24 protein-coding genes are annotated in these 26,141 nt (G+C 70.3%); 9 read left to right on the forward strand and 15 right to left on the reverse strand.

Features of this window, described 5'->3' with window-relative positions; translation table 11 throughout:
• Nucleotides 1-148: 148 nt before the first annotated feature.
• Entirely contained in the window at nucleotides 149-442 is a 294-nt protein-coding gene (locus ABL310_RS18180; RefSeq protein ID WP_349368411.1) for a DUF6522 family protein, read from the reverse strand.
• Nucleotides 439-798: a hypothetical protein gene (locus ABL310_RS18185; RefSeq protein WP_349368412.1), complete on the reverse strand. Its 360-nt coding sequence runs from the start codon at nucleotides 796-798 to the stop codon at nucleotides 439-441. The genes ABL310_RS18180 and ABL310_RS18185 overlap by 4 nt, the downstream gene beginning before the upstream one ends.
• A gap of 57 nt (nucleotides 799-855) precedes the next feature.
• Between ABL310_RS18185 and arfB the strand changes: the two genes are divergently transcribed.
• From arfB to ABL310_RS18200, 3 genes are all read left to right on the forward strand, one after another.
• Nucleotides 856-1,275 carry an alternative ribosome rescue aminoacyl-tRNA hydrolase ArfB gene (arfB, locus tag ABL310_RS18190; RefSeq protein WP_349368413.1) on the forward strand — a complete coding sequence of 140 codons (420 nt, stop codon included), beginning with the start codon at nucleotides 856-858 and terminating at the stop codon, nucleotides 1,273-1,275.
• 440 nt (nucleotides 1,276-1,715) lie between these two features.
• Nucleotides 1,716-2,762, forward strand: coding sequence for a YeeE/YedE family protein (locus tag ABL310_RS18195; RefSeq protein ID WP_349368414.1), 1,047 nt, complete (start codon nucleotides 1,716-1,718; stop codon nucleotides 2,760-2,762).
• Between the two features lie 111 nt (nucleotides 2,763-2,873).
• Nucleotides 2,874-3,992 carry an IS110 family transposase gene (locus ABL310_RS18200; RefSeq protein WP_349368220.1) on the forward strand — a complete coding sequence of 373 codons (1,119 nt, stop codon included), beginning with the start codon at nucleotides 2,874-2,876 and terminating at the stop codon, nucleotides 3,990-3,992.
• A 536-nt stretch (nucleotides 3,993-4,528) separates the two neighbouring features.
• On the opposite strand, the gene ABL310_RS18205 is transcribed toward ABL310_RS18200, so the two are convergent.
• The 9 genes from ABL310_RS18205 to soxY form a co-directional block, all read right to left on the reverse strand.
• Nucleotides 4,529-4,918, reverse strand: a complete 390-nt coding sequence (locus ABL310_RS18205) for a cytochrome c family protein (RefSeq protein ID WP_349368415.1) — start codon at nucleotides 4,916-4,918, stop codon at nucleotides 4,529-4,531.
• A gap of 71 nt (nucleotides 4,919-4,989) precedes the next feature.
• A complete protein-coding gene (locus tag ABL310_RS18210) occupies nucleotides 4,990-5,961 on the reverse strand; it encodes an MBL fold metallo-hydrolase (RefSeq protein WP_349368416.1) in 972 nt (323 codons plus the stop codon).
• Nucleotides 5,958-7,238 (reverse strand): NAD(P)/FAD-dependent oxidoreductase, encoded by a 1,281-nt coding sequence (locus ABL310_RS18215; RefSeq protein ID WP_349368417.1) that lies wholly within the window; start codon nucleotides 7,236-7,238, stop codon nucleotides 5,958-5,960. Before ABL310_RS18215 ends, ABL310_RS18210 begins: the two co-directional genes overlap by 4 nt.
• 69 nt (nucleotides 7,239-7,307) lie before the next feature.
• Complete coding sequence (locus tag ABL310_RS18220) at nucleotides 7,308-7,796, reverse strand: sulfide dehydrogenase (RefSeq protein ID WP_349368418.1); 489 nt, start codon at nucleotides 7,794-7,796, stop codon at nucleotides 7,308-7,310.
• The gene (locus ABL310_RS18225; protein WP_349368419.1) at nucleotides 7,796-8,548 is read right to left on the reverse strand and encodes a cytochrome c; all 753 of its coding nucleotides are present in this window, start codon (nucleotides 8,546-8,548) and stop codon (nucleotides 7,796-7,798) included. The genes ABL310_RS18220 and ABL310_RS18225 overlap by 1 nt, the downstream gene beginning before the upstream one ends.
• Nucleotides 8,532-9,815 (reverse strand): sulfite dehydrogenase, encoded by a 1,284-nt coding sequence (gene soxC / locus ABL310_RS18230; protein WP_349368420.1) that lies wholly within the window; start codon nucleotides 9,813-9,815, stop codon nucleotides 8,532-8,534. The genes ABL310_RS18225 and soxC overlap by 17 nt, the downstream gene beginning before the upstream one ends.
• 40 nt (nucleotides 9,816-9,855) lie before the next feature.
• Nucleotides 9,856-11,544, reverse strand: coding sequence for a thiosulfohydrolase SoxB (soxB, locus tag ABL310_RS18235; RefSeq protein ID WP_349368421.1), 1,689 nt, complete (start codon nucleotides 11,542-11,544; stop codon nucleotides 9,856-9,858).
• A 134-nt stretch (nucleotides 11,545-11,678) separates the two neighbouring features.
• A complete protein-coding gene (gene soxZ / locus ABL310_RS18240) occupies nucleotides 11,679-12,008 on the reverse strand; it encodes a thiosulfate oxidation carrier complex protein SoxZ (RefSeq protein ID WP_349368422.1) in 330 nt (109 codons plus the stop codon).
• A 58-nt stretch (nucleotides 12,009-12,066) separates the two neighbouring features.
• Nucleotides 12,067-12,531 (reverse strand): thiosulfate oxidation carrier protein SoxY, encoded by a 465-nt coding sequence (gene soxY / locus ABL310_RS18245; RefSeq protein WP_349368423.1) that lies wholly within the window; start codon nucleotides 12,529-12,531, stop codon nucleotides 12,067-12,069.
• A 342-nt stretch (nucleotides 12,532-12,873) separates the two neighbouring features.
• Between soxY and soxA the strand changes: the two genes are divergently transcribed.
• Nucleotides 12,874-13,716: a sulfur oxidation c-type cytochrome SoxA gene (gene soxA, locus ABL310_RS18250; RefSeq protein ID WP_349368424.1), complete on the forward strand. Its 843-nt coding sequence runs from the start codon at nucleotides 12,874-12,876 to the stop codon at nucleotides 13,714-13,716.
• Between the two features lie 11 nt (nucleotides 13,717-13,727).
• Nucleotides 13,728-14,357 (forward strand): sulfur oxidation c-type cytochrome SoxX, encoded by a 630-nt coding sequence (gene soxX / locus ABL310_RS18255; RefSeq protein WP_349368425.1) that lies wholly within the window; start codon nucleotides 13,728-13,730, stop codon nucleotides 14,355-14,357.
• 229 nt (nucleotides 14,358-14,586) lie between these two features.
• Here soxX and ABL310_RS18260 read toward each other — a convergent pair whose 3' ends face one another.
• The 3 genes from ABL310_RS18260 to ABL310_RS18270 all read right to left on the reverse strand — a co-directional run bounded on the left by ABL310_RS18260 (nucleotide 14,587) and on the right by ABL310_RS18270 (nucleotide 18,383).
• Entirely contained in the window at nucleotides 14,587-16,041 is a 1,455-nt protein-coding gene (locus ABL310_RS18260; RefSeq protein WP_349368426.1) for a methyl-accepting chemotaxis protein, read from the reverse strand.
• Nucleotides 16,042-16,068: 27 nt separating this feature from the next.
• Nucleotides 16,069-16,362, reverse strand: coding sequence for a hypothetical protein (locus ABL310_RS18265; RefSeq protein ID WP_349368427.1), 294 nt, complete (start codon nucleotides 16,360-16,362; stop codon nucleotides 16,069-16,071).
• A gap of 101 nt (nucleotides 16,363-16,463) precedes the next feature.
• Nucleotides 16,464-18,383: a propionyl-CoA synthetase gene (locus ABL310_RS18270; RefSeq protein WP_349368428.1), complete on the reverse strand. Its 1,920-nt coding sequence runs from the start codon at nucleotides 18,381-18,383 to the stop codon at nucleotides 16,464-16,466.
• A 200-nt stretch (nucleotides 18,384-18,583) separates the two neighbouring features.
• Between ABL310_RS18270 and ABL310_RS18275 the strand changes: the two genes are divergently transcribed.
• From ABL310_RS18275 to ABL310_RS18290, 4 genes are all read left to right on the forward strand, one after another.
• The gene (locus ABL310_RS18275; RefSeq protein WP_349368429.1) at nucleotides 18,584-19,558 is read left to right on the forward strand and encodes a glycerophosphodiester phosphodiesterase; all 975 of its coding nucleotides are present in this window, start codon (nucleotides 18,584-18,586) and stop codon (nucleotides 19,556-19,558) included.
• A 103-nt stretch (nucleotides 19,559-19,661) separates the two neighbouring features.
• Nucleotides 19,662-21,287 (forward strand): acyl-CoA synthetase, encoded by a 1,626-nt coding sequence (locus ABL310_RS18280; protein ID WP_349368430.1) that lies wholly within the window; start codon nucleotides 19,662-19,664, stop codon nucleotides 21,285-21,287.
• A 179-nt stretch (nucleotides 21,288-21,466) separates the two neighbouring features.
• Nucleotides 21,467-23,749 carry an NADP-dependent malic enzyme gene (locus tag ABL310_RS18285; protein WP_349368431.1) on the forward strand — a complete coding sequence of 761 codons (2,283 nt, stop codon included), beginning with the start codon at nucleotides 21,467-21,469 and terminating at the stop codon, nucleotides 23,747-23,749.
• A 110-nt stretch (nucleotides 23,750-23,859) separates the two neighbouring features.
• Nucleotides 23,860-24,786, forward strand: a complete 927-nt coding sequence (locus tag ABL310_RS18290; protein ID WP_349368432.1) for a glycine--tRNA ligase subunit alpha — start codon at nucleotides 23,860-23,862, stop codon at nucleotides 24,784-24,786.
• A 62-nt stretch (nucleotides 24,787-24,848) separates the two neighbouring features.
• Here the strand turns inward: ABL310_RS18290 and ABL310_RS18295 are convergent, their stop codons facing one another.
• Nucleotides 24,849-25,814, reverse strand: coding sequence for an IS110 family transposase (locus ABL310_RS18295; protein WP_349367582.1), 966 nt, complete (start codon nucleotides 25,812-25,814; stop codon nucleotides 24,849-24,851).
• Nucleotides 25,815-26,141 lie beyond the last annotated feature (327 nt).

Consider the following 26,141-nt stretch of genomic DNA (forward strand, 5'->3'; position numbering starts at 1 on the left):
CGCATGGCGCGCGCGTCGCGCGACAGATGAATGCATCGATGTTTGCGTAACGCAGCCTGAAGGCTGCGAGATCGGCGTCGGTGTCTCTAGGTCCCGGGTCGCCGTTCGGCGCCCGGGATGACAGCGTATGACGGCCCTCGCGGGACGGTCAGCCCGGGCGGCGCATGGCCGGGGGCAGCGGCCCGTCCTCGAAGGCGACGCGCGAGCGCGAGAGCACGACGCCCTCCTCGTCGACGACGATCCGGAAGCGGGCGCTCGCGTGGTAGAAGGTCAGCCGCCAGCGGCCCGCGTCCTCGCCCTCGCCGCGCTCGACGCGGCTCGTGATCGCGCCCTCCCGCAGGAGGGCGACGACCTCGGCGGGCTCGAGCCGCAGCCCCTCCCCGATCAGCTCCGCGTCGACGTCGAAGCCGTCGGCGTCGCGGCGCACGCGCGCGACGCTCATCGGCGCGGCTCTCGAGGTCCTCGGGGGCCGTCCTCGTCCTCGTCGACGATGCGGTACTCGACGTCGATGATCTCCTCGCGCTCGCCGGGCCGGCGGCGGACGGGATCCGCCTGCGCCCGCGCGGCGTCCCGCGGCACGACGGAGCGGCGCCCGCCGATGGCCTTGCCCCGCCCGATCCAGGCGGCGACGGCGCCGACGATCAGCACGGTCGGGATCGCCACGAGCGCGATGCCGGCGGCGAGCGTGAGCGCGAGCAGCCCCACCAGGAACGCCGCCACCAGGCCGAGCCCGATCGCCCAGCGCGGCACCGTCACGACGCGCTGTTGACGGCCGTCGTACTTGATGAAACGGATCATGCGCTCACACCTCTCTTTCGACAGCCCTCATATCGGAACGCAGGCGGCGCATTTCAAATGATCGCGGTGACCCCCACCATCGCCCTCGACGAGGACGAGATCGAGATGACGGCGCTTCGCGCCTCGGGGCCCGGCGGGCAGAACGTCAACAAGGTCGCGAGCGCCGTCCAGCTGCGCTTCGACGCGCTGGGCTCCCCCTCGCTGCCCGGGCCGGTGAAGGCGCGGCTCCCCGCCGTGGCGGGAAGCCGCATGACCAAGGAGGGGGTCATCGTCATCACCGCGCAGGTCCACCGCACGCAGGAGCGCAATCGCGAGGACGCGATCGCCCGCCTCGTCGACCTGATCCGCCGCGCCGCCTACCGCCCGCCCCCGCGCCGCCCGACCAAGCCGACGCTGGCCTCCAAGCGCCGCCGGCTCGACTCGAAGACGAAGCACGCCCGCACCAAGACCCTGCGCGGCAAGCCGGCGACGGAGTGAGCCGGGCTTGGGGAATTCCGTTCGTGGAGAGTCGATCGGCACGTCGCCCGCGGCGCAGGCGCCTTGCTGGATTGGCGCGACCTCCAGGCGTAGAGCGCCGACGGACTCCCCTCTCCCCTGCGGCTGGTCGCTTCACGCATCGTTCCGCGCCGCCGGCAGCCGAGGACGAGCGACGTCGCGGAGCTGCGCGACGGGCGCCGAGCCTTCTCCTTCCCTGTAGGGGAAGGAAAGACGAGCGCCGCTCGTCCGCTCCCCGAGCACGCGGTCGCCGACGCTCGACTGCAGGAGATGTGTGCACCGAGGAGCCGCGAGGGAGAGGGGAATCGCGCCCCCTCGCGCGTGATCGGCGCGCCGACCGAACCGCGGCGCTTGATTCACGCCACGCAGATGGTGAAATATTCACCATCGTGCATGTCGCGCGGGCGGAGGCGGACGCGTCGATGACGGAACTCCTGGAAGCCAACCTCGTGCGCACCGCTCTCGGCTTCCTCGCCGGGGCGGCGCTCGGCTTCATCGCGCGGCGCGGGCGCTTCTGCACGCTGGGCGCCATCGAGGACGCGGTCTACGCCAGGGACACCCGCCGCCTGCGGGCCTGGGCGCTCGCCATCGCCGTGGCGATCGCCGGCGTGCTGGCGCTGACGCTCGCCTCGGAGTTCGACCTCTCGCGCACGATCTATGTCGGGCCGCGGCTCGAATGGGCGGGCGCGCTTCTCGGCGGGCTCGTCTTCGGGCTCGGCATGGCGCTGGTGGGGACCTGCGGCTTCGGCATGCTGCTGCGCCTCGGCGGCGGCGACCTGAAGGCGCTCCTCGGCTTCCTGGTGCTCGGCTTCTCCGCGCTGATGGCCATGCGCGGGCTGACCGGCGTTCCGCGCATCGCGCTCCTCGACCCGCTCGCCCTCGATCTCGCGCCGCGCGACGCGCAGACCCTGCCGACGCTCTTCGGCCTCACCGGCGCGGGCGCCACCGCCTTCGCGCTCGCGGTCGCCGGCGCCTTCGGGGCCCTGGCTCTCGCCCATGACGGGCTGCGCGCCGCGCCGAAGCTGATCGCCACCGGGCTCGGCATCGGCGCGATGGTGGTGCTCGGCTTCGCCATCACGGGCGTCGTCGGGTTCGATCCGTTCGAGGAGGGCCGCGTCGAGAGCTTCACCTTCGTCGCGCCGCTGGGCGAGACGCTGCTCTGGGCGGCGCTCTCCACGGGCATCGCCGTCGACTTCCCCGTCGGCGCGACGCTCGGCGTGCTCGCCGGCGCCTTCCTCGCCGCGCGCGTCCACGGCGAGTTCTTCTGGGAGGCGCCCGACGACGCCCGCGAGCTCAAGCGGCACGTGCTCGGCGGCTTCCTGATGGGCACCGGCGGCGTCACGGCGCTCGGCTGCACCATCGGCCAGGGCGTCTCGGGCGTCGCCACGCTCTCCGTGGGAAGCTTCCTCGCGCTCGCGGCGATCTTCGCCGGGGCGCGGGTGGGGCTGTGGATCCTGGTGGAGCGCTAGACGTTATGACCGTGGTGCGAGGGGCGGCCCGCCCTTAGCCTTTGCGAGCTTGAGCTTAACGGGGGTTGCTCGGGATCGCCGAGCCGAGCCCCAAGCAAAGGAGGGCGGACCATGGGAGAGGATAGCACCGTCTTCGTCGGTGTCGACGTCGCGAAGGAGAAGCACGCGGTCGCCGTGGCCGAAGGCGGCCGGACCGGCGAGGTGCGCTACCTCGGCGAGATCGAGGCGACGCCGGCGGCGGTCGAGCGCCTGGTGCGCAAGCTTGAGAAGAAATACGGGCGCCTGCACGTCTGCTACGAGGCCGGCCCGACCGGCTACGGGCTGCACCGGCAGATCACCGCGATGGGGCACGTCTGCGAGGTCGTGGCGCCCTCGCTGATCCCCAAGCGTCCCGGCGAGCGGGTGAAGACGAACCGGCGCGATGCGGTCACCTTGGCGCGTCTGCTGCGCGCCGGCGAGTTGACGGGCATCTGGGTGCCCGACGACGTGCACGAGGCGATGCGCGATCTGGTCCGCGCCCGCGAAGCGGCGAGCGAGGACCTGCGCAAGAAGCGCCAGCAGCTGCAATCCTTCCTGCTGCGCCACGGCCGGATCTTCACGGGCCGGAAGCGCTGGAGCGCCGCCCACAGGCGCTGGCTCGCCGCCCAGAAGTTCGAGCATTCCGCCCAGCAGATCGTCTTCCAGGATCACGTCGACGCCGAGCGCGATGCCGGTGAGCGGCTCGAGCGCTTCGATGCCCATATCGAGGAGCTGGTGCCGTCCTGGTCGATGGCGCCGCTGGTCGCCGCCTACCAGGCGATGCGCGGCGTCTCGCTCCTCGTCGCCGCCACCTTCGCCGTCGAGGTCGGGGACGTGCGCCGCTTCGACGACCCGCGCCAGCTCATGGCCTTCCTCGGGCTGGTGCCCTCCGAGCGCTCGACGGGCGAGAGCGTGAAGCGCGGCGCGCTCACGCTCGCCGGCAATCGTCGGGCCAGGCGTGTCCTGGTCGAGGGCGCCTGGAGCTATCGCCACCCGGCGCGCGTCACCGAGACGATCCGAAGGCGTCTGGAGAACCTGCCCAAGGCCGTGCGCGACATCGCCTGGAAGGCGCAGGTCCGCCTGAGCAAGCGCTACCGCCGGATGACGACGGGCGGCAAGAAGGCGCCCGTCGTGACCGCGGCGATCGCCCGCGAGATGGCCGCCTTCCTCTGGGCGATCGGCCGCGAGGTCGAGCCGCGCCAGGCCGCGTGACGGAGGTCGACGATGATGATGACACCGCTCGCTCGGCCGACGACATCGATGTCTCGAGCCCCACCGAGATCGTGACCGCTGACGACAATCGCGGCAGCGAGGCGACGGGACGGCTACGGTGGGGAACTCCCGTATGCTCTATGTGGCCGAGCACCAGCTCGACGCCCGACGCTAGACAGGGATGGCCCGAGACGGATTACGGAAGTGCGGTAACCAACCCGCGGATAAGAGCTTGATCGACCGTCGTCTTCAGGACCGTCCCGTCACCTCGCTGCCGACTGGCAATCTCACCCTGCGCAAAGGCGCGGGCCCGAGCCGCTCGACTACCACCCTTGACCACGGTCATAAGAGAGCATGATCCCACCGAGTGGAATCCGGTTGGTGGACGCGATCATGCCCGAAAGAGGAATCCAGAGCAGATCCCGACCTGATCGCATCAGGTCGGGATCTGCTCTAGCCACGAAAAAACGGCGGGATCGCTCCCGCCGTGCTTCAGTCTCGGGTCTCGAGCGCGCCCCGGAGGGCGCGCGGGCGCGTCACTTCGTGGTGCCGTCTGCGTTGAACTGGTCGAGATAGGCGATCAGGTCGGCGATCTGCTGCTCGTTCTTCAGGCCGGCATAGACCATCTTCGTCCCCGGCGTGACCTGGCGCGGGTTCTGGATGTAGACGGCGAAGTTCTCGTGGTCCCAGGTCTTGTCGAGGCCCTGGAAGGCCTGGGAATAGTTGTAGTTCTCCACCGAGCCGGCCTCGCGGCCGAAGAGGCCGTTCAGCTGCGGGCCCACGAGGTTGCGGGCCGTCTCGCCGACCTGATGGCAGGCGCGGCACTGGTTGAAGACGCGCTGGCCGGCGGCCGCGTCCTGGGCCTGGGCGGTTCCGACGCCGCCGGCCAGAAGGAGCGAGGCGGCAGCGAGGGCGATGATGCGCATGATGAAGGTTCCTCTCTCTTCGGGCGTTGGTCCTGCCTGGATTGATTCCAGCTTGGCCTTTATAGGGCGCATCATCCTGAAGCGTAGATGAACGCGCCACCCCGCCTTTCGACTCGGCCGATGCCGGGGAAGGGCAGATGGAAGCCGACGAGGCCGATCTCGTCCGTCGCGAGCCGGTCGAGCAGCGCGAGGCGGGTCGCGATCGCCTGCTCGCGGTCGAGGTCCGTGCCGAGCGGCCAGTCGGGTTTCTGGAAGGAGATCAACGCGTTGGTGAGCGCGTCGCCGCCGATCATCAGCTGGGCGCCGCCGCTTTCGACGAGCACCGACATGTGCCCCGGCGAGTGGCCCGGCGTGGCGACGTAGCGCACGCCCGGGGCGAGCTCGGCATCGGCGCCGGCGGTCTCGAGCGCGCCACCCAGCGTCTCGATCACCCGCGCGGCGCCGAGCGCGAGGCCCTTGAGCCAGTCCGGCGCCGTGTCGGGCGTCGTCGGGTCGCTCCAGTAGGCGTGCTCCGCCTCGCCCATCACGTGGCGGGCGTTGGCGAAGCGCGGCCCTTCCTCGAAATCGTCCACCGCGCCCCAGAGATGGTCCGCGTGGCCGTGGGTGAAGACGACGTCGGTCACGCTCTGCGGGTCGACGTCGATCTCGTAGAGCGCGTCGGTGAGCTTGCCGGCGGTGGCCTGGAAATTCGGGCCGGAGCCCGCGTCGACCAGCACCCGGCGCTCGCCGGTCTCGATCAGCACCACGTTGGTCTGGTTGGTGAATTCGCGCGGCGGCTCCTGGCCGTTCTCGCGATAGAGCGCGTCGAGATCGTCGGAGGCGGTCTCCGGCAGGGTGAAGGAGACCGGCAGCGCCAGCGTGCCGTCCGAGACGACCCGGACCGTGATGTCGCCGATGGTCAGCGTCTCGCTGGCGCGGGCGTGGGCGAGGCGAAGGCCCGGAGGGAGGCCGAGAGCGGCCGCGGCCCCGGCGAGGGGCGCGGCGGCGAGCAGCGTCCGGCGGGTGGCCCCGCCGGCGCGCGCGTTCTTCTCGTTCTGGTTCATCCGAAAATGTCCGTGGCGATGCCTTCGTACCAGCCGATGTTCTCCTCCTGCGTCTGCCGGCGCAGGTCGTCGTCCTCGTCGAGCTGGGACACGAAGGTCTCGGTGGCGGTGATCTTGCCGTCCTGCGGCTCGTAGCGCCCGCCGACCTTCACCGCGTCGTCGTCGGCGATGAGGCTCCAGCAGGTGTTGGAATAGCGCGCCGGGAACTGGCGCGAGCCGGTGAGCGCGGCGCGGATGGCGTTGGCCGCGACCTTGGCCTGGCTGTTCGCCGAGAAGCCGGACTTCGGCATGTCCCCCGCGATCGTCGCGTCGCCGAGCACGGTGACGGCCTCGTCGACCGTCGAGCGCATGCTCTCCGCGACGATGGGGCAGAAGCCGGTCTCATTGGCGAGCCCCGCCTGCACCGCGATGGCGCCGGCGCGCTGGGCCGGGATGACGTTGATCAGGTCGCCCTTGTAGGGCCCGAAATCGGTCTCGACCGTCATCGAGGCGACGTCCACGGCGCCGATCCCGCCGTGGATCATCGGATCCTGCCACTCGACCATGCCGGGATAGTAGCGCTGCCAGCCGGCGGAGAAGAGCGCCTGCTTGGAGAACTTGTCCTTCGGGTCGAGGATGACGATGCGCGAGCGCGTGTGCCCCTTGGCCTTGAGCACGTGCGCCATCATCGAGACGCGCTCGTAGGGGCCGGGCGGGCAGCGATAGGGGTTGGGCGGCGCGATCATCAGGATCTGCGCGCCGTCCTCGAGCGCGTCGAGCTGCGCCTTGAGAAGCTGCGTCTGCGGGCCGGCGAGCCAGGCGTGGGGCAGCGTCTCCGCCACCTCCTCCGAATAGCCCTCGACCGAGTCGTAGACGAGGTCGATGCCCGGGGCGACGACGAGATGGTCGTAGGCGAGATCCGAGCCGTCGCCGAGGCGCACGGTCTTGGCCTCACGGTCGATGGCGGTGGCCGTTTGGCGGGCGTGCTTCACGCCGTAGGCCTCGGTCAGCTGCTCGTAGCCGTGGTTGATCTCGTCCCAGCCCTTGAAGTCGCCGAGATAGAGGTTCGAGTGGAAGCAGGTGGCGAAGCGCTCCTTCGGCTCCACCAGCGTGACGTCGACGGCGCCGTCGGAATCGCGCGCGACGTACTTGGCGAGCGTGGCCCCGCCCGGTCCGCCGCCGATCACGACGAGGCGCGGCTTCGCGCCCTGCGCGATGGCGGGGGCGGAGAGCCCGAAGGGCGCGGCGGCCGCCGCGACGGCTCCGGCCTTGATGAGTGTTCGACGCGTGATCGACATGTCCATCCTCCCAGCTCGGCCCGAGGCCGAATTTCACAAAAGTCTGCGTGTTTACACGCATTATGCAGTTTATCGGGTATTTTTCTCCGCGCCAGACCCGAGCGTTGCGAAATAGGCCGCGAGCGCGGCCAGATCCTCGTCGTTGTACCGGCCGGCGATGGTGCGCATCACCTGATTGTCGCGCTCGCCGTTCTGATACTGGTGCATGACGAGGACGAAGCTCTCCACCGGCCATCCGACGATCGGCGGGATACCGTCGAAATGCCCGCTCTCCTGGTGGCAGGTGACGCATTCGCCCGCGAGATAGGCGCCGTACTCCGCGTCACCCGCGAGATCCTGCGCGGCAGACTGCGCCCTGGCGGGCGCGACCGCCAGGGAAAACGCGAAAAGGCCGGCCGCGGCGAGAGCCGCGACCGGCGCCAGGAGGGTTCTGAGAGCCGCGGGAAACGTGCGGGCGCGGCGCGCGCGCCCGCACGCGGTCCCGGCGCGCGCCTCCCGCGCGCCGGGCCGATCCGCCGGAGGGAGTCGGCGGAGGGGGGAAAGGTCCGGCCCGACCATCAGTCGACGGTCGGCCCCTGGCCCGGTTCGGGCGTGACGTCGAGCGCGCGCGCCCGCATCAGGATCTCGGCCTGTCCTTCGGCGCAGTTCGTCATGCAGGGCTCCCTCCAGAAATGCTTCTCCGCCACCTCGCGGTCGTCGGGGAAGAAGTTCGCCACGTTCTCCAGCTCGATCTCGGCGTAGTTCTCGTGGCTGAGCTCGAAATCCTCGTCGAGGATGACGTCGTTCAAGTAGAGCACGTAGGCCGAGACCGCGTAAAGCTCGTCGGGCGAGAGGGACTGCGCATTGCCGTAGGGCATGGCGCGGTAGATGTAGTCGATCAGGGTCGAGGCGTAGGGCCAGTAGGAGCCCACCGTCTTCATCGGGTCGTGCGTGTCGAGGGTCTCGTACCCGCCCGCCAGCATCGGCCAGCGCCCGGCGCCCTCGCCGAAATCGCCGTGGCACACGGCGCATTGCATGACGTAGACCTCCTCGCCCTCGAGCACCGTGCCGCGGCCCTCCGGCAGGCCGAGCCCGTCGGGGCGCACGTCGATGTTCCAGCCGGCGATCTCCTCCGCGCTCGCCGGGCGGCCGAGGCCGAGGCCGGTGGGAAGCTCGGGGAAGGCGCCGTCGGTCACGGAACCGGTGGTCTCGGTCGCCTGCGTCGGCGCGGGCAGGAGCGCCCCGCCGGCGAGAACGGCGCCGCCGGCCACGAGCGCGGCGAGCGCGAGGCCGCGCATGGCGCGAGAGGCCTTCTCAGGAGACTTCGACATTTTCGACCTCCCCGCTGGCCGTCACGTGCCAGGTCTGGATCCCGTTGTTGTGATAGATCGAGTTGAGCCCGCGCACGGCCCGCAGCTCGTTCTTGGTCGGCTGGACGTAGCCGGTCTCGTCCACGGCGCGCGACTGCAGCAGCAGCGGCGAGCCGTCCCAGTCGAACTCGTAGTAGAAGCGGGTGAGCGCCTTGCCCCAGACCGGCCCGTCGATGCGCGCGCGGTTCCAGTTGCGCCCGCCGTCGAGGGAGACGTCGACGCCCGCGACCTTGCCGCGGCCCGACCAGGCGAGGCCGGAGATCACGGTGAAGCCGCGGCCGTGATTGACCGGCGCCTGCGGGCTCGGGCTCGTGATCACGGACTTGGCGTCCATCACGAAGGTGAACTTGCGCGCGCTGCCGTCCTCGAGGAGATCGGTGTATTTCGACGTCTCCTCGCGCTGGTACCAGGGCTCGTCGCCCACCTCGATGCGGCGCAGCCACTTCACCCACATGTTCGCCTCCCAGCCGGGGACGACCATGCGCACCGGATAGCCGTTCTCGGGGCGCAGCATCTCGCCGTTCATGCGATAGGCGACGAGGCAGTCGTCGAGCGCCTTCTCGATGGGGAGCGAGCGCGTCATGCCCGACGCGTCGGCGCCCTCGAGCAGCAGCCACTTGCCCGTCGGCTTCACGCCGGCCTCGGCGAGGAGCACCCGCAGCGGCACGCCGGTATACATCACGCAATGGATCATGCCGTGCGTGAACTGGCAGCCGTTGAGCTGCGCGCCGCGCCATTCCATGCCCGAATTCGCCGCGCATTCGGCGAAATAGGCGCGGTTGACCCGCGGCATGCGCTTCAGGTCGTCCAGCGTGAAGACGAGCTCCTTGTCGACGAGCCCGTGCAGGACGAGGCGGTAGTCCTGCGGGTCGAGTTCCGCGATGCCGCCGTGATGGCGCTCGAAGCACAGGCCGTTGGGCGTGATCGGGCCGTCGAGCTCGTGCAGCGGCGTGAAGCTCACCGACGATTCCCGCGAGGCGGTGAGCCATTCCACGTCGCGGCGCACGACATGGCTCTCGTGCTCCGAGGGCCGCCCGTAGGCGCGCACGGCGACGCCCTCGCCGAGATAGCGCGACCAGTCGGGCACGTTGGGCGGCAGGTTCGCGGGGTTGGCCGTCTCGGCGACGGCCTTGCCGCCCATCAGCGCGGCGCCGCCGGCGGCGAGACCCGCGCGCAGGAAGGTCCGGCGCGAGGCGCGCGGGCCGTTTGCGGCTTCGTCCTTGGACATCGGCATCGTTCCCTTCGTCTCTCGTCGTCTCGTCGCGGCGTCAGGCGCCGGTGACGCGCACGGTCTCGGTCTCCCGCGGCGCGATCACCTGCTTGTCGCGGATGTGCTCCATCACGAGGTCCCAGATCGGCGGGCCCTCGGTGCTCTCGTTGATGCTCGCCCAGCCGGCGACCGCGTATTCGCGCTCGGCCTCCAGCGCCTCGCCCGTGCGCGTGAGCGTCAGCTCGGAGATGCGCGAGCCCATCGGCGCGGAGACGTCGATGGCGTAGGAGATGCCGCCGACGCGCACCATGTCGCCGCCCTGCTGGTAGTAGGGATCGGGGTTGAACAGGTTGTCGGCGACGTCCTCCAGCACCTCCTTGAGGCGCGCGCCGGTCATGCCGATGCGGTAGGTCGCCGGGTAGGTCATGGCGGTGGCGTTGTAGACGTCCTCCGCGCGGATCTCGTCGCCGGGCAGGAGCGAGGCGCCCCAGCGGAAGCCCGGCGAGAGCGAGATCTCCGCGTCGCGGCGCTCGAGCATCGCCTCGCAGATCACGTCGTCGAGCGTGCCGTTGAAGTTGCCGCGCCGGTAGAGCAGCCCGTCGGTGCGGCCCAGCACCTCCGAGAGCGCCGCCTCGTGCGGGGCGCGGATCTCGGCGATCTTCGCGGCCATGGTCGGCTCCGGCGCGATGGCGTCGGAGAAGACCGGGATGAGCTTGTAGCCGAAGCCCTTCACCTCGCCGCCGGAGACGTCGAGATCGAGGCGCGAGACGAACTTGCCGTGCGAGCCCGACGCGATCACCAGCGTCTTGCCGACCATCACCGGCTCCGGCAGCGCGTCGTGGGTGTGGCCCGTGAGCACGACGTCGATCCCCGGCACGCGCGAGGCGAGCTTGCGGTCGACGTCGAAGCCGTTGTGCGACAGGAGCACGACCACGTCGGCGCCCTGCGCCCGGGCGTCGGCGACGCTCGCGGCGATCTCCTCCTCGCGGATGCCGAAGGACCAGGAGGGGATCATCCAGCGCGGGTTGGCGATGGGCGTGTAGGGGAAGGCCTGGCCGATGACCGCCACCTTCACCCCGGCGCGCTCGACCATGGTCATCGCGTCGAAGACCGGCTCCTCCCAGTCCGTGTCGCGGATGTTGGAGGCCAGGAAGGGGAAGGCGAGCTTCTCGACGAGCTCGTTCACCCGCTCCTCGCCGAGCGTGAACTCCCAATGGCCGACCATGGCGTCCGGCCGCAGCAGGGCCATGCAGTCCACCATGTCCTCGCCGCGGGTCTGCAGCGAGGTGTAGGAGTTCTGCCAGGTGTCGCCGCCGTCGAGGAGGAGCGTGTTGCCCTCCCCGCGCTCGGCGCGGATCGCGGCGATCACGGTGGCGATGCGGTCGAGGCCGCCCATGCGGCCGTAGGCCTTGGCGAGCGTCGCGAAATCCTCGTAGGTCAGCGCGTGCGCCATGGCCGAGCCCGGCGCGATGCCGTACATGTCGAGCAGCGCGCGGCCGGTGACGTGGGGCACGAGGCCCTTGACCTCGCCGACCCCGAGATTGATCGAGGGCTCGCGGAAATAGACCGGCGCGAGCTGGGCGTGGATGTCGGTGACGTGGATGATCGACAGCCGGCCCACCGGGTCCATGCGCAGGAGCTCGTCCTGCGTCAGGCTCTGCTGGGCGAAGGCGCGCGACCAGCCCGATGCGGGCAGGATCGCCGCGGTGGCGGCGGCCATCTGCAGGAATTCGCGTCTCGAAGGCATCGCGTGTCAGTCCTGGTCGGCCCGGGAGGCGGGCATGCGTCGTCGGTCGCGCGGCGGATGCGGCGCGGCGGCGCGGGTCTCGACGGGAGGGATGGCGAGGACGCCGTCGCGGCGCCCTCGCGATCTGCCGGGGATCAGTTGACGACGACGTCCTCGGTCGCCGTGATCTCGGTCCCGTCGTCGTCGATCCAGGTGAAGGTCAGCGTGCCCGAGCGGGGCGGCGCGACGTTGAACTGGAAGTAGGGGTTCGCCGAGACGGCCGGCTCGATGTCGCAGGAGAACACCACCTGCCCTTCGAACTCGCACTTGAAGGTGTTGATGATCTTGCGCGGGATGGTGTTGCCGTCGCCGTCGCGGCGCTGGCCGGATTCCATCGTGTGCGAGACGAGGGTCTTCACCTCGATGGTCTCGCCCTTGGTGATCTCGTTGCGATCGAGACGGATGCGGGGACGCGGGGTCGCCATGGCTCGTATTCCTCGTGTTCGGTGCGTGGGATGAACGGTCGACGATCGGGCGCGGGCGTCAGCCGCCGCAGCCGCCGATCGTGACCTTCACCTCCTTGCGGTCCATGAACACCGAGCCGTCGTTCATCTTGGCGACGGCGATGACGTTCTGCGTGCCCGCGAGACGGATGCGGGTGTTCGCCTGGGCCACGCCCGACATCGGCGAGAAGTGGAAGGTCGCCACGCCGGGGCGCGGGTTGCCGTCGGCCACGATCAGGACCTCGGAGACGTAGTCGTCCTCGCTCATCGGGCTCTCGACGAACACGTCCATCGGCACCGTGTTGCCGTTCTCGGCGATCTCCGGCACGTCCAGCATGACGCGGCCCATCGTCGGCTCCGCGCCGCCGGTGAACGCGTCGATCGCCGCCTGCGCGTCCTCGGCCGCCGCGAAGGCCGGAACCGTCACGCCCTTCAAGCCGGTCGCCGCCGCGACCGCACCGACGCCGGCCAGCAGCGCCTGACGGCGGGTCAATTGGAAAGTCATCATTCGTCTCCCTCTTCGCTCGTGCGCCCTGTTTCCGCCGCACGAAAGCGTGGCGCGCCCCCGAGCATCGCTCGCAGGCTAAACTCGCAGCCGGAGATCGAAAAGCGGTCACGCTTCAAAAGCGTGCGAACGCCCTCGGCTCCCTCCCGGTTCGCCTTGTCGCGGCGAACACATTCAGTTTTTGCTATGCTGGCGAAACGACGCCCCGACGTCAATCGGAATCTTTCCAGGGAACCCCTTCCCATCGCATTTTTTGCATGTAACATGCGTGAAAGGATCGGGACGCCAAAAACCGATCCGCGACACGAAAGAACCGCAAACGAGGCGCGGGAGGAAACGGCCTTGCACAAGCTGACGACGATGGCGCTGGCGGCGACGCTGGCGGCGGGAGTCGCGTTGTCGGGGGGCGTGAGCCCCCTCGGCGCGCAGACCGAAGAGGAGACCCAACGCGGTCTCGAGCGCTTCCGGCAGATGCTGCGGGAGGACCCCTGGTCGAATCCGGCCCTCCTCGACGCGGATCGCGGCGAGATGCTGTGGGCGACGCCCGCCGGCCCCAACAACGCCACCCTGGAGGATTGCGATCTCGGCCTCGGCCCGGGCGTGGTGGACGGCGCCTTCGCGCAGCTGCCGCGCTATTTCGAGGATGCCGGGCGCGTCATGGACGTCGAGACCCGCATCCTGTGGTGCATGCAGGAGCTGCAGGGGTTCGACGTCGCCGAATTCGTGAAGAAGCCGCATCCGTCGGGCGGCCAGCCGGTGAAGGACGTGGGCGCCATCGCCACCTTCATCGCCAACCGCTCCGAGGGCGAGGCCTTCGACCCGCAGCTCGACGACGAGGCCGGACAGGCCGTCGTCGCCATGGGCGAGGCTCTGTTCAACCGCCGCTCGGGCCCGTTCGACTTCTCCTGCGCCACCTGCCACGCGGCGAGCGGCCTGCGCATCCGCCTGCAGGAGCTGCCCTATCTCTCCGATCCGGAGGAGGCGCAGGTGGTCGTCGGTGAATGGCCGGCCTACCGCGTGTCCTCGACGCACGTGATGACCATGCAGCACCGCATGTACGACTGCTACTGGCAGATGCGCATGCCCAAGCTGGAGATGGGCTCGGAGGCCTCCGTGGCGCTGATCTCCTATCTCGTCGACAAGGCCGCCGGCGGCGACGTCGCCGCGCCCGGCATCAAGCGCTGAGGGAGGCTTTCATGCGCACGATCGCTTTCGCTCTCGCGCTCTCCGCGGGCCTCTCCACCGCCGCCCTCTCCACCGCGGCTCTCGCGCAGGACGCGGCGCCCTCCACGGCCGAGGTCGACGCCATGGTCGAGGCCGCCTTCCCCGGCATCGATCCGGACTGGGCGGCGCGGCTCACGCCCGACCAGACGATGGAGCAGTGCAACGCCTTCGCCAACAACCCGCCGGACGACGTCTTCGAGGAGATCCGCGCCCGCGCCGAGGGCACCGTGGTCTATCCCGAGGACGGCGTGCTGATGGGCTCCTGGGAGAACGGCGAGAAGCTCGCCCAGTCCGGCTACGGCATGCGCTTTTCCGACTATCCGCCGCGGCGGGAGAACGGCGGCAACTGCTACGCCTGCCACCAGCTCACCCCGGGCGAGGTCTCCTACGGCACGCTCGGCCCGAGCCTGCTCGGCTACGGCAAGCTGCGGGACTTCTCGGAGGAGGCGACCAAGGCCGCCTACGACAAGATCTACAATCCGCACGTGGCCTTCCCGTGCTCGATGATGCCCCGCTTCGGCGCCAACGGCGTTTTGACGATGGACCAGATCAAGGACATCGTCGCCCTGCTGATGGACCCGAAATCGCCGGTGAATCAGTAAGGGGGCGTCCGGGAAGGCCACGGGCCGCCGGAAACGATCTCGGCATCGGCGGTCGGTGATCGGAGACGGCCGTCGTTGCCCGCGCTCTCCGCCGTGCGGCGCCGATCCACCGCGGCTCGCGGTTGGGGGCGGAGCGATCCGCTCCGCCCTTCACCTGCAGATTTCGCCCCTCTCCCCGCTCGGCACGCGGGGAGAGGGGTTTTTTCGTGCGATGCAGCACGATGTCGGATCAGGCCGCGCGGACCTTCGCCACGAAGCCCTCGACCCGCTGCCGGATGGCGGCCGCCTCGTCGGCGAGCGCCTTCGAGGCGGCGATGATCGCCTCGGAGGAGGCGCCGGTCTCGTCGGCGAGCGTGCCCACGACGTCGACCGCGCCGTTCACCGCCTTCGCCCCGCTCGCGGCCTCCTGGACGTTGCGGGAGATCTCGGACGTGGCCGCGCTCTGCTGGCTCACGGCCGAGGCGATGGCGGCCGCGATCTGGTTCATCTCGTCGATCGTCGTGGCGATCTCGCGGATCGAGGCGACCGAGCCGTCGGTGGCGGCCTGCATCTCGGCGACCTTCGCGCCGATCTCCTCGGTCGCCTTGGCGGTCTGGTTGGCGAGCGTCTTCACCTCGGCGGCGACCACCGCGAAGCCCTTGCCGGCCTCGCCCGCCCGCGCCGCCTCGATGGTGGCGTTGAGCGCGAGGAGATTGGTCTGCTCGGCGATGGAGCGGATCAGATCCACGACCTCGCCGATGGAGCGCGCGGCCACCGAGAGGTCCTGCACGTGCTGGTCGGTGGCGCGGGCGCCCGCCACCGCGCGGCCGGCGATCTCGGAGGAGGCCTGGGCCGAGCGGCCGATCTCGCCGATCGAGGCGGCGAGTTCCTCGCCGGACGCCGCGACGTGCTGGATGTTGGCCGCCGTCGCCTCCGAGCGCTGCATGGCGTCGGAGACCGAGCCGCGGGTGCGCCCGGCGATCTCGGTGAGCCCGTCGGCCTGGGCGCGCATGGCGCGGAAGGCGTCGTCGAGGCTGGCCAGCGCCGAGCGCACGCCGCTCTCGAACTCGGCGGCGAGCTTGTCCACCATGGCGGCGCGCTCGGCGACCTTGCGTCCCTCGGCGTCGCGCATGGAGGCGAGCTCGCGCTCCTTGGCGGCGGCCTCCTCGGCGGCGGCGACGCCCGCCCGCGAGGCGGCGATCATCTTCTCGAGCGTCAGCACGACCCAGGTGAGCACGGCGGTCTCGAGCACGACGATGACCGCGTGCAGCGCGACGCGCAGGAAGCTCGCGCCCTCGGGGAAGACCGCGAAGGGGATGACGAAGTTGAAGGACAGGTGGTGCAGAGCGGTCACCGCCGCGCCGACCAGGATCGTGCGCCAGTCGCAGAAGCCCGCCAGCATGGCGAGCGCCGCGAAGTAGTACATGTGCACGTCGATCTGCCAGGGGTGGCCGGCGAGCTCGAAGACGAACAGCGAGACCTGCGCCACGAGGCCGATGGCGATGGCGTAGCGGGTCGCCGGGGTATCGGGACGCGTCAGCGTCAGCGCCACACCCGGCGCAGCGAGCAGGGCGGCGATCACGACGTTCGTGACGAGCGAGCCGCCCACGGCGAGCGCGATGCCGGCTGCGACGGCGACATGGGCGGCGAGGAGCGCGGAGAGCGCCTTCGCCGTCGTGATGCGCAGGGTGGAGACGTCGACCATCGGGAGTTTCCTCGATCTTACGCGGGACTATTCGGTTTCCGGGACGAGACAGCCGCCGAGCGCCCGGGGGTCGAGGAGCGCCCAGGCGCCCGCCGCGCGCACGGCGCGGTCGAAGGCCTCGGGCTCGTCGGCGATCGCGACGGCGATGAAGGGGAAGGCGCCCGCACGCACCAGCGCGCCGCCGGCCGCGCCCACGCGGGCGAAGGCCTCGGCCTGGCTGGTCCAGGGGGCGAAGACGATGGCCGCTCCCTCGCGCGGATCCGCCGGCGCGCTCGCCATGACGGGCAGCGCGAGCGAGAGGGCGGCGAAGAGAGCGACCATGAATCGGGGCATCGTACGCAGCGTCCGGCGCGGCGGGATACCGCATGACGTAGCGCACGATGCCCGATTGGCATTAAACCGGAGTTAAAGCCACTTCACTATCATGAATTTGCAATACCGCGGCGCTTCAGCTCGGACGCGATTTCGTCGAGGATCGCCGGATCGTCGATCGTCGCCGGCATGGCCCATTCGTCGCCGTCGGCGATCTTCTTCATCGTGCCGCGCAGAATCTTGCCGGACCGCGTCTTGGGCAGGCGGCCAACCGTGATGGCGAGCTTGAAGGCGGCGACGGGGCCGATCTTCTCGCGCACGAGGCCGACGAGCTCCTTCTCGATCTCCAGCGGCGAGCGGTCGACGCCCGCCTTGAGCACGACGAACCCGCAGGGCGCCTCGCCCTTGAGCGCGTCCTTCACCCCGATCACGGCGCATTCGGCGACCGCCGGATGGGCGGCGAGCACCTCCTCCATGCCGCCCGTGGAGAGGCGGTGGCCGGCGACGTTGATGATGTCGTCGGTGCGGCCCATGATGAAGAGATAGCCGTCCTCGTCGACGAAGCCCGCGTCCGAGGTGTTGTAGTTCCCCGGGAAGGCCTCGAGATAGCTCTCGCGGAAGCGGTCGTCCGCATGCCAGAGCGTCGGCAGGCAGCCCGGAGGCAGCGGCAGGCGGATGACGATGGATCCCATCGTGTTCGGGCCGACGTCCTTGCCGCCCTCGTCGACGATGCGCACGTCGTAGCCCGGCATCGGCACGGTCGGCGAGCCGTGCTTCACCGGCAGGACGCCGAGCCCCACGGGATTGCCGGCGATGGCCCAGCCGGTCTCCGTCTGCCACCAGTGGTCGATCACCGGGACCTGCAGGATCTCCTCCGCCCATTGCACGGTGGCGGGGTCGGCGCGCTCGCCGGCGAGGAAGAGCGCGCGGAATTTCGAGAGATCGTAGCGCTTCAGGTGCTCGGCGTTCGGGTCTTCCTTCTTGATGGCCCGCAGCGCGGTGGGCGCGGTGAACAACGTCGTCGCGCCGTGCTCGGCGATCACGCGCCAGAAGGCGCCGGCGTCCGGCGTGCCCACGGGCTTGCCCTCGTAGAGGATCGTGGTGCACCCGGCGATCAGCGGGCCGTAGACGATGTAGGAATGGCCCACCACCCAGCCGACGTCGGAGGCGCACCAATAGACCTCGCCGGGCTCCATCCCGTAGAGCGCGTGCATCGACCAGGCGAGGGCGACCATGTAGCCGCCGGTGTCGCGCACGACGCCCTTGGGCTTGCCCGTCGTGCCCGACGTGTAGAGCACGTAGAGCGGATCGGTCGCGGCCACGGGGACGCAATCGGCATGGCGGCCGGCGGCCTTCGCCGCGGCGACGGCCTCGGCCCAGTCGCGGTCGCGGCCGTCGACGAGGCCGGCCTCGGCCTGCGGCCGCTGGAAGATCAGGCAGGCCTCGGGCTTGTGCACGGAGAGCTCGACGGCGAGATCGAGCAGCGGCTTGTAGGCGACGACGCGTCCGGGCTCGAGCCCGCAGGAGGCGGAGAGGATCGCCTTCGGCCGCGCGTCCTCGATGCGTGTGGCGAGCTCCTTCGCCGCGAAGCCGCCGAACACCACCGAATGCACGGCGCCGAGCCGCGCGCAGGCGAGCATGGCGAACACCGCCTGCGGGATCATCGGCATGTAGACGACGACCCGGTCGCCCTTCTCGACGCCCATCTCGCGCAGCACGCCCGCGAGCGCGGCGACCTCGTCGCGCATCTCGGCGTAGCTCCACGTCGCCTTCTCGCCGGTCATGGCGCTGTCGTAGATCAGCGCGGGCTGGTCGCCGCGGGTCGCGACGTGGCGGTCGAGCGCGTTGTGGCAGACGTTGCAGACCCCGCCCTCGAACCAGCGGCCGTAGATGCCGGCCTTCTCGTCGAAGACGGTCTCGGGCGGGGTGTACCAGTCGATCGCCTGCGCCGCCTCGCCCCAGAACGCCTGCGGATCGGCTTTCCAGGCGGCGTAGATCTCATGGTAGCGGCTCGCTGGCTGCGTCGTCATCGCGACCTCCTCCCGGACCGGTGTTCTCGTTTCGGCGGCACCTTGTGTCGCGCGCGCGAGCGAAGCAAGGTCGCGCGTCTTGAGACTTTCGGCCATCGGGAGGAGCGCTTATCCGCGGTGCTTGCTCCCCGCGCAGCGGACGGTACGATGACGCAGGGCGCGCGCGAGGCGGGCCCGGACACGCGAAAACGAGGACGATCGTGCGGCTCGCCATCCTATTCGCCGCGGCGCTCGCCGCTTTCCCGGCGGCGGCCTTCGACCTGCAGGGGCATCGCGGCGCCCGCGGGCTCGCGCCCGAGAACACGCTCGGCGGCTTCGAGCAGGCGCTCGCCATCGGGGTCGACACGCTCGAGCTCGACCTGGTGATGACGGCCGACGACGTTCTCGTCGTCCACCACGACCTCACGCTCAACCCCGATCTCGCGCGGGGGCCCGACGGCGGCTACGTCGTCGAGGAGACGCCGATCCGCGCGCTCACGCTCGAGGAGGTGAAGACCTTCGACGTCGGCCGCGTACGCGCGGGGACGGACTACGCCCGCCGCTTCGCCGACCAGATCACCCGCGACGGCGCCCGCATCCCGACGCTCGCGGAAGTGCTCGAGCGCGCGGCGGCGCTCGGCGCGGATCACGTGCGCTTCAACATCGAGACCAAGATCCAGCCGAATCGGCCGGATCTCTCGCCGAGCCCGGACGCCTTCGCGACGGCGATCGCGGATCTCGTGCGTGCGCACGGGCTGGTGGAGCGGGTGACCGTCCAGAGCTTCGACTGGCGCACCCTCGACGCGCTGGCCGCGATCGCGCCCGAGATCGCGCGGGCCTGCCTCACCGCCGAGGGGCGGTGGGACACGGTCCAGGTCGGCGCGCCCGGTCCGTCGCCCTGGCTCGGCGGGCGCGACGCGGACGATCTCGGCGGCGACGTGCCGGCGCTCGTCGCGCAGGCAGGCTGCGCGGTCTGGTCGCCGAACCATCACGACGTCGACGACGCGCGCCTCGCGGCGGCCAAGGAGGCCGGCCTCGCCGTGATCCCCTGGACGGTCAACGAGCTCGCCGACATGCGCCGCCTCGTCGACATGGGCGTCGACGGCATCATCACCGATTATCCCAACCGCCTGCGCGCGCTCCTGGTGGAGCGCGGCGTCGAGACGGCGCCGCAGGTGCGCGTGCCGACCCGGTGAAGCCGCGCCTCGCCCTTCGGCCGATTGCGGACGCGCGCCGTCGCCCGCTACGCTGGCGTCGAAGAGAAAGGCGCCCGCCGCCGGGCGCGAGGGGAGGCCGAGGATGCAGACGATCTACGACCGGGATCTCGACCGCAATCCCGCGAACCACCAGCCGCTGACGCCGCTCGGCTTCCTGGAGCGCTCGGCCGCCGTCTTTCCCGACCACGTCGCCATCGTGCACGGGCGGCTGCGCCGGACCTACGCCGAGTTCTACGCCCGCGCGCGCCGCCTCGCCTCCGCTTTGGCGCAGCGCGGTATCGGGCGCGGGGACACGGTGGCGGCGATGCTGTCCAACACGCCGGCCATGCTGGAAGCGCATTACGGCGTGCCGATGACGGGCGGCGTGCTCAACACGCTCAACACCCGCCTCGACGCCGCGATCATCGCCTTCTCGCTCAAGCACGGCGAGGCCAAGGTGCTGATCACCGACCGGGAATTCTCGAAGACGATCGAGGCGGCGCTGGCCGAAATCGAGCACGAGATCCTGGTCATCGACTACGACGACCCGGAATACGACGGCCCGGGCGAGCGGCTCGGCGCGATGGAGTACGAGGCCTTCCTCGCGCAGGGCGACCCCGATTTCGCCTGGGCGCCGCCGGGCGACGAGTGGGACGCGATCACGCTGAACTACACGTCCGGCACGACGGGGGACCCGAAGGGCGTCGTCTACCACCATCGCGGGGCCTACCTGCTGGCGACGGGCAATATCGTCACCTGCGGCATGGGCAAGCACCCGGTGTATCTCTGGACCCTGCCGATGTTCCACTGCAACGGCTGGTGCTTCCCCTGGTCGATCTCGGTGGTGGCGGGCACGCATGTCTGCCTCAGGCAGGTGAGGGCGAAGCCCATGTACGCCGCGATCGCCGATCACGGCGTCACGCATCTGTGCGGCGCGCCGATCGTGATGGCGACGCTGCTCAACGCGCCGGACGCCGAGAAGCGGCCGCTGCCGCACGAGGTGCAGTTCTTCACCGCCGCCGCGCCGCCGCCCGAATCGGTGCTCGCCGCGATGCGCGAGGCGGGCTTTTCCGTGACGCACCTCTACGGCCTCACCGAGACCTACGGCCCCTCCGTCATCAACGACTGGCACGCGGACTGGGACGCGCTGGAGGGCGCCGCCTACGCGCAGAAGAAGGCGCGCCAGGGCGTGCGCTACGCCGCGCTGGAAGGCCTCGACGTGCTCGACCCCGAGACGATGGCGCCCGTCCCCGCCGACGGCGAGACGATGGGCGAGGTGATGATGCGCGGCAACGTCGTCATGAAGGGCTATCTCAAGAACCCGGGCGCCACGCAGAAGGCCTTCGCCGGCGGCTGGTTCCATTCCGGCGATCTCGGCGTCAAGCACCCGGACGGCTACGTCCAGCTCAAGGACCGCTCGAAGGACATCATCATCTCGGGCGGCGAGAACATCTCCTCGATCGAGGTCGAGGACGTGCTCTACAAGCACCCCGCGGTCGCCGCCTGCGGCGTCGTCGCCAAGCCCGACGAGAAATGGGGCGAGACGCCCTGCGCCTTCGTCGAGCTGCGCGAGGGCGCCTCCGCCACCGCGGAGGAGATCGTCGCCTTCTGCCGCGAGCGCCTCGCCGGCTACAAGTGCCCCCGCCACGTGGTCTTCACGGAGATCCCGAAGACCTCGACGGGGAAGATCCAGAAGTTCCGGCTGCGGGAGATGGCGAGGGAGGCTTGAGAAGGGCGAAATGAAGGGCGCGACCGGAATTCCCCTCTCCCTCGTGGAGAGGGAAGAGCCCGCGCCCCCCGGCGCAACACCCTTTCCCCCCGCGCAAAGCCCAGACGCCAGACGCGTGTTGCGCCCCCGCACCCCGGGCGTCTAGAACCGCCCCATGCGTTTCGAGAAGGGGGCCGCGCGTGTCGAAGACCATTTCCGAGGACCTGAAGTCCGGCGCCCTCGTCTATCACCGCGAGCCCCGGCCGGGTAAGCTCGAGATCCAGCCGACGAAGCCGCTCGGCAACCAGCGCGACCTCGCGCTCGCCTATTCGCCCGGCGTCGCAGCGGCCTGCGAGGCGATCGTGGAGGACCCGGGCGAGGCGGCGACGCTGACCTCGCGCCAGAACCTCGTCGCCGTGGTCTCGAACGGAACCGCGGTGCTCGGGCTCGGCAATATCGGCCCGCTCGCGTCGAAGCCCGTGATGGAGGGCAAGGCGGTCCTGTTCAAGAAGTTCGCCGGCATCGACGTGTTCGACATCGAGGTGGCGCAGACCGACGTCGACGCCCTGGTCGAGACGGTGGCGGCGCTGGAGCCGACCTTCGGCGGGATCAATCTCGAGGACATCAAGGCGCCCGAGTGCTTCGAGGTGGAGGAGCGGCTGAAAGCCCGCATGGGCATCCCCGTCTTCCACGACGACCAGCACGGCACGGCCATCATCGTCGGCGCGGCGGTGACGAACGCGCTGGCGCTCTCGGGCAAGAAGATCGAGGACATCAAGGTCGTCGCCTCGGGCGCCGGCGCGGCGGCGCTCGCCTGCCTCAACCTGCTGCTGACCCTCGGCGTGAAGCGCGAGAACGTCTGGGTGACGGACATCGAGGGCGTCGTCTACGAGGGCCGCGACAAGCTCATGGACCGCTGGAAGGCGGCCTACGCGCAGAAGACCGAGAAGCGCACGCTGGCCGAGGTGATCGAGGGCGCGGACGTGTTCCTGGGCCTCTCCGCCGGCGGGGTGCTCAAGCCCGAATATCTCGAGCGGATGGCGACGCTGCCGCTGGTGCTGGCGCTCGCCAACCCGACGCCCGAGATCATGCCGGACGTGGCGCAGGGCGTGCGGCCCGACGCCATGATCTGCACCGGGCGCTCGGACTTCCCCAACCAGGTCAACAACGTCCTGTGCTTCCCCTACATCTTCCGCGGGGCGCTCGACGTCGGGGCGACGACGATCAACGAGGCGATGAAGGCCGCCGCGGTGAAGGCGATCGCCGCGCTCGCCCGCGAGGCGCCCTCCGAGGTCGTGGCGCGCGCCTATGGCGGCGAGGCGCGGCCCTTCGGCAAGGAATCGCTGATCCCGAGCCCGTTCGACCCGCGGCTGATCCTGCGCATCGCCCCCGCGGTGGCGAAGGCGGCGATGGACTCGGGCGTCGCCGCGCGCCCGCTGCCCGACCTCAAGGCCTACGAGGATTCGCTCGGCGGCTTCGTCTTCCGCTCGGGCTTCATCATGAAGCCGCTCTTCGCGGCGGCGAAGGCCGCGCCCCGGCGCGTGATCTACGCCGAGGGCGAGGACGAGCGGGTGCTGCGCGCCGTGCAGGTGGTGATCGAGGAGGGGATCGCCGAGCCGATCCTGATCGGGCGCCCCTCCGTCGTCGAGACGCGGCTCAAGCGCTTCGGCCTCTCGATCGAGATCGGCCGCGACTTCGCGCTGATCAACCCGGAGGACGATCCGCGCTACCGCGACTACGTCGCCACCTATCTGGAGATCGCGGGCCGCCAGGGCATCACCCCGGACGCCGCGCGCACGCTGGTACGCACCAACGCCACCGTGATCGCCGCCGTCGCCGTGCGCCGCGGGGACGCCGACGCGCTGATCTGCGGGCTCGAGGGGCGCTTCCAGTCGAACCTGCGCCATATCCGCACCATCGTCGGCCTCGCGCCCGGCGCGCGGGACTTCGCGGCGCTCTCCTTGATGATCACCCGCAAGGGCGCCTATTTCCTCGCCGACACGCACGTGCGGCCGGACCCGACGGCGGCGGAGATCGCCGACGTCGCCTGCGCCTGCGCGAGCCACGTCCAGCGCTTCGGCCTCGACCCGAAGATCGCGCTGGTCTCGCATTCGGATTTCGGCGCGGTGGACACGCCCTCGGCGCGCAAGATGCGCGAGGCGCTGGAGCTGATCCGCGAGCGCGCGCCGACTCTCGAGGTCGACGGCGAGATGCAGGCGGACACCGCCCTCCTCCAGGCGACGCGCGACCGCGTGCTGCCGCATTCGCGGCTCACGGGCGAGGCGAACGTGCTGATCATGCCCAATCTCGACGCCGCCAACATCGCCTACCAGCTCACCAAGGTGCTGGCCGACGCCCTGCCGGTGGGCCCGATCCTGATCGGTCCGGCCAAGCCCGCCCACATCGTCACGCCGTCGGTGACGGCGCGCGGCATCGTCAACATGACGGCGGTGGCGGTGGTGGAGGCGCAGGCGGGGCTGTGAGCCTCGCCGCCGAAGCCCCAAGCTTCGGAGCGGCGCCTCGCCCGCTTGACTTCACCGCCCGCGCTCTTCATCCCTCTCGCGCCGAACCCGCCCGCGCGAGAGACCCGACGATGACCGCCGAGACCGCCCCGCATATGGACCCGAAGCGCTCGTTTCAGGGCCTGATCCTGACGCTGCAGCGCTATTGGGCCGAGCGGGGCTGCGTCGTCCTCCAGCCCTACGATCTCGAGGTCGGCGCGGGCACCTTCCATCCGGCGACGACGCTGCGCTCGCTCGGACCGAAGCCGTGGCGCGCCGCCTACGTGCAGCCCTCGCGCCGGCCGAAGGACGGGCGCTACGGCGAGAACCCGAACCGGCTGCAGCATTATTATCAGTTCCAGGTGATCCTGAAGCCGAGCCCGCCGGATATCCAGGAGCTCTATCTCGGCTCGCTCGCCGCCATCGGCCTCGATCCGACGGTGCACGACGTGCGCTTCGTCGAGGACGATTGGGAGAGCCCGACGCTCGGCGCCTGGGGGCTCGGCTGGGAATGCTGGTGCGACGGCATGGAGGTGAGCCAGTTCACCTATTTCCAGCAGGCCTGCGGCTTCGAGTGCGCGCCGGTCTCCGGCGAGATCACCTACGGCCTCGAGCGCATCGCCATGTACGTGCAGGGCGTGGAGAGCGTCTACGACCTGAACTTCAACGGGCTGGACGGGGCTGAGCGGGTCTCCTACGGCGACGTCTTCCTGCAGGCCGAGAAGGAATATTCGCGGCACAATTTCGAGCACGCCGATGTCGAGATGCTGTTCCGCCATTTCAAGGACGCCGAGGCCGCCTGCCGGAAGTATCTCGAGGCGGGCGACCGCGGCGAGCGCCACGACATGGCGCTGCCGGCCTACGACCAGTGCATCAAGGCCTCCCACGCCTTCAACCTGCTCGACGCGCGCGGCGTGATCTCGGTGACCGAGCGCCAGAGCTACATCCTGCGGGTGCGCGAGCTGGCCAAGGCCTGCGGCGCGGCCTGGCTCAATACGGAGGCCGGCGGGGCGGGGTGAACCGTCGTCATCCCCGGCCGCAGGTCGCGAAGCGACCGGAGGGGAAGCGACTGTCTTGTCTGTCAAGCGGCTACGGCATTGTGCTGGCTTTCGGCAAGGGCTTTTCGAACGTCTCTGGCGATGGCGTTGAGGCGGACGACGAGCTTGCGCAGGAGAGCGATGCGGATGGATTTTGGCGCTTTTCCCTTGGCCTTGAGGGCGGCGTGCTTGGCGGCGAAGTCGGGGTTGTGGCGGACGAGAACGGTGACGATCGGGTACAGGCCGGATCGGACGCTGGCGCGGCCGCCACGGGTGGAGCGTTTGCCGGCGATGGTGGCGCTGTCCTTGGCGAGAGGAGCCGTTCCCGTGAGCTTGGCGGCCTGCTTGCCGGTGAGGAGCCCGATCTCGGGCAGGTCGGCGAGGACGAGGGCGGCGCTGGCGGTCGAGACGCCCTTGATCTCGCAGAAGGCGTCGAGCAGTGCGCTGGCGAGCGGGGCGGTGCGGGTCTGCTCGGCGATCTCGCGATCGAACAAAGCGACCTCCTCGCGCAGGAAGTCGATCTGGCGCTCGATGGAGGCGCGCACGGCCTCGTCCTCGACCAGGCGTGCGCGGTTCTGGCAGGCGACCTTGTCGCGCACGAGCTGGCGTCGACGCGTGACGAGCTCGCCGAGGCGGGCCTGCGCCGCGTCGTCCGGCGCCTTGGGGCGCAGCTTTCCCGTCGCCCCAAAGTCGGCGATGACGCCGGCGTCGATGCGATCGGTCTTCTCGAGCTTGCCGATGGCCTCGGCGAAGTGGCGGACCTGGCGGGGGTTGGCGATGGCGCAAGGCAGCCCTTCCGCCCAGAGCAGGCGGTGGACGAGGCGCTCGTACCCGCCGGTGGCCTCCAGCACGACGAGGCGGACGCGGTGCGCGCGGCACCATTCCGCGAGACGTGCGACGCCTTCGGGCGTTCGTTCGACGACGAGGTGCTTCCTCGCGTTCTCCTGTCCGGACAGGGCGGCGTCGAGCCGCTCCATGCCGATGTCCACTCCACAAATCGGTGTCGTCACGGTAGCCTTCCTTGCGCATGCGATCGTTGGAGACCAAGCGACTGTGCGGTCGCGTGCGACAGGGCGGGCGTCCCAGGCTTCCCACGGTTGTCGGCCAGAGGGGACTCACGAGCGCGTCCCGCCCGCGACGGGGTCGGCTGCTACCGACCCCGTCGCAACCCCAAGCTTAGCAGCGCTCAAGGTCGCCGACGAAGATACAAGGGGACCCAGCGCAGAAAGCGCGCCGAAGGCGCTCTATCGCCGCCGACCAGGCGGCTGGTCGCCGCCGATGGACGCCGCTTCGCGGCGAGCATTCTTGTGCTGGGTCCCCTTCCTCTCCGCGCCTTC

It is taken from the genome of Salinarimonas sp. (genome assembly GCF_040111675.1).
Taxonomy (GTDB): domain Bacteria; phylum Pseudomonadota; class Alphaproteobacteria; order Rhizobiales; family Beijerinckiaceae; genus Salinarimonas.

Coding starts and splice junctions, on each gene's coding strand:
- ABL310_RS18195 (WP_349368414.1), top strand. CDS start 1,716: ATGACGGAACTCCTGGAAGCCAACCTCGTGCGCACCGCTCTCGGCTTC.
- ABL310_RS18180 (WP_349368411.1), bottom strand. CDS start 442: ATGAGCGTCGCGCGCGTGCGCCGCGACGCCGACGGCTTCGACGTCGAC.
- arfB (WP_349368413.1), top strand. CDS start 856: ATGATCGCGGTGACCCCCACCATCGCCCTCGACGAGGACGAGATCGAG.
- ABL310_RS18215 (WP_349368417.1), bottom strand. CDS start 7,238: ATGTCGATCACGCGTCGAACACTCATCAAGGCCGGAGCCGTCGCGGCG.
- ABL310_RS18210 (WP_349368416.1), bottom strand. CDS start 5,961: ATGAACCAGAACGAGAAGAACGCGCGCGCCGGCGGGGCCACCCGCCGG.
- ABL310_RS18270 (WP_349368428.1), bottom strand. CDS start 18,383: ATGACGACGCAGCCAGCGAGCCGCTACCATGAGATCTACGCCGCCTGG.
- ABL310_RS18225 (WP_349368419.1), bottom strand. CDS start 8,548: ATGTCGAAGTCTCCTGAGAAGGCCTCTCGCGCCATGCGCGGCCTCGCG.
- ABL310_RS18185 (WP_349368412.1), bottom strand. CDS start 798: ATGATCCGTTTCATCAAGTACGACGGCCGTCAACAGCGCGTCGTGACG.
- ABL310_RS18265 (WP_349368427.1), bottom strand. CDS start 16,362: ATGGTCGCTCTCTTCGCCGCCCTCTCGCTCGCGCTGCCCGTCATGGCG.
- ABL310_RS18220 (WP_349368418.1), bottom strand. CDS start 7,796: ATGGTCGGGCCGGACCTTTCCCCCCTCCGCCGACTCCCTCCGGCGGAT.
- soxX (WP_349368425.1), top strand. CDS start 13,728: ATGCGCACGATCGCTTTCGCTCTCGCGCTCTCCGCGGGCCTCTCCACC.
- soxC (WP_349368420.1), bottom strand. CDS start 9,815: ATGTCCAAGGACGAAGCCGCAAACGGCCCGCGCGCCTCGCGCCGGACC.
- ABL310_RS18260 (WP_349368426.1), bottom strand. CDS start 16,041: ATGGTCGACGTCTCCACCCTGCGCATCACGACGGCGAAGGCGCTCTCC.
- ABL310_RS18200 (WP_349368220.1), top strand. CDS start 2,874: ATGGGAGAGGATAGCACCGTCTTCGTCGGTGTCGACGTCGCGAAGGAG.
- soxZ (WP_349368422.1), bottom strand. CDS start 12,008: ATGGCGACCCCGCGTCCCCGCATCCGTCTCGATCGCAACGAGATCACC.
- soxB (WP_349368421.1), bottom strand. CDS start 11,544: ATGCCTTCGAGACGCGAATTCCTGCAGATGGCCGCCGCCACCGCGGCG.
- ABL310_RS18290 (WP_349368432.1), top strand. CDS start 23,860: ATGACCGCCGAGACCGCCCCGCATATGGACCCGAAGCGCTCGTTTCAG.
- soxY (WP_349368423.1), bottom strand. CDS start 12,531: ATGACTTTCCAATTGACCCGCCGTCAGGCGCTGCTGGCCGGCGTCGGT.
- ABL310_RS18280 (WP_349368430.1), top strand. CDS start 19,662: ATGCAGACGATCTACGACCGGGATCTCGACCGCAATCCCGCGAACCAC.
- ABL310_RS18205 (WP_349368415.1), bottom strand. CDS start 4,918: ATGCGCATCATCGCCCTCGCTGCCGCCTCGCTCCTTCTGGCCGGCGGC.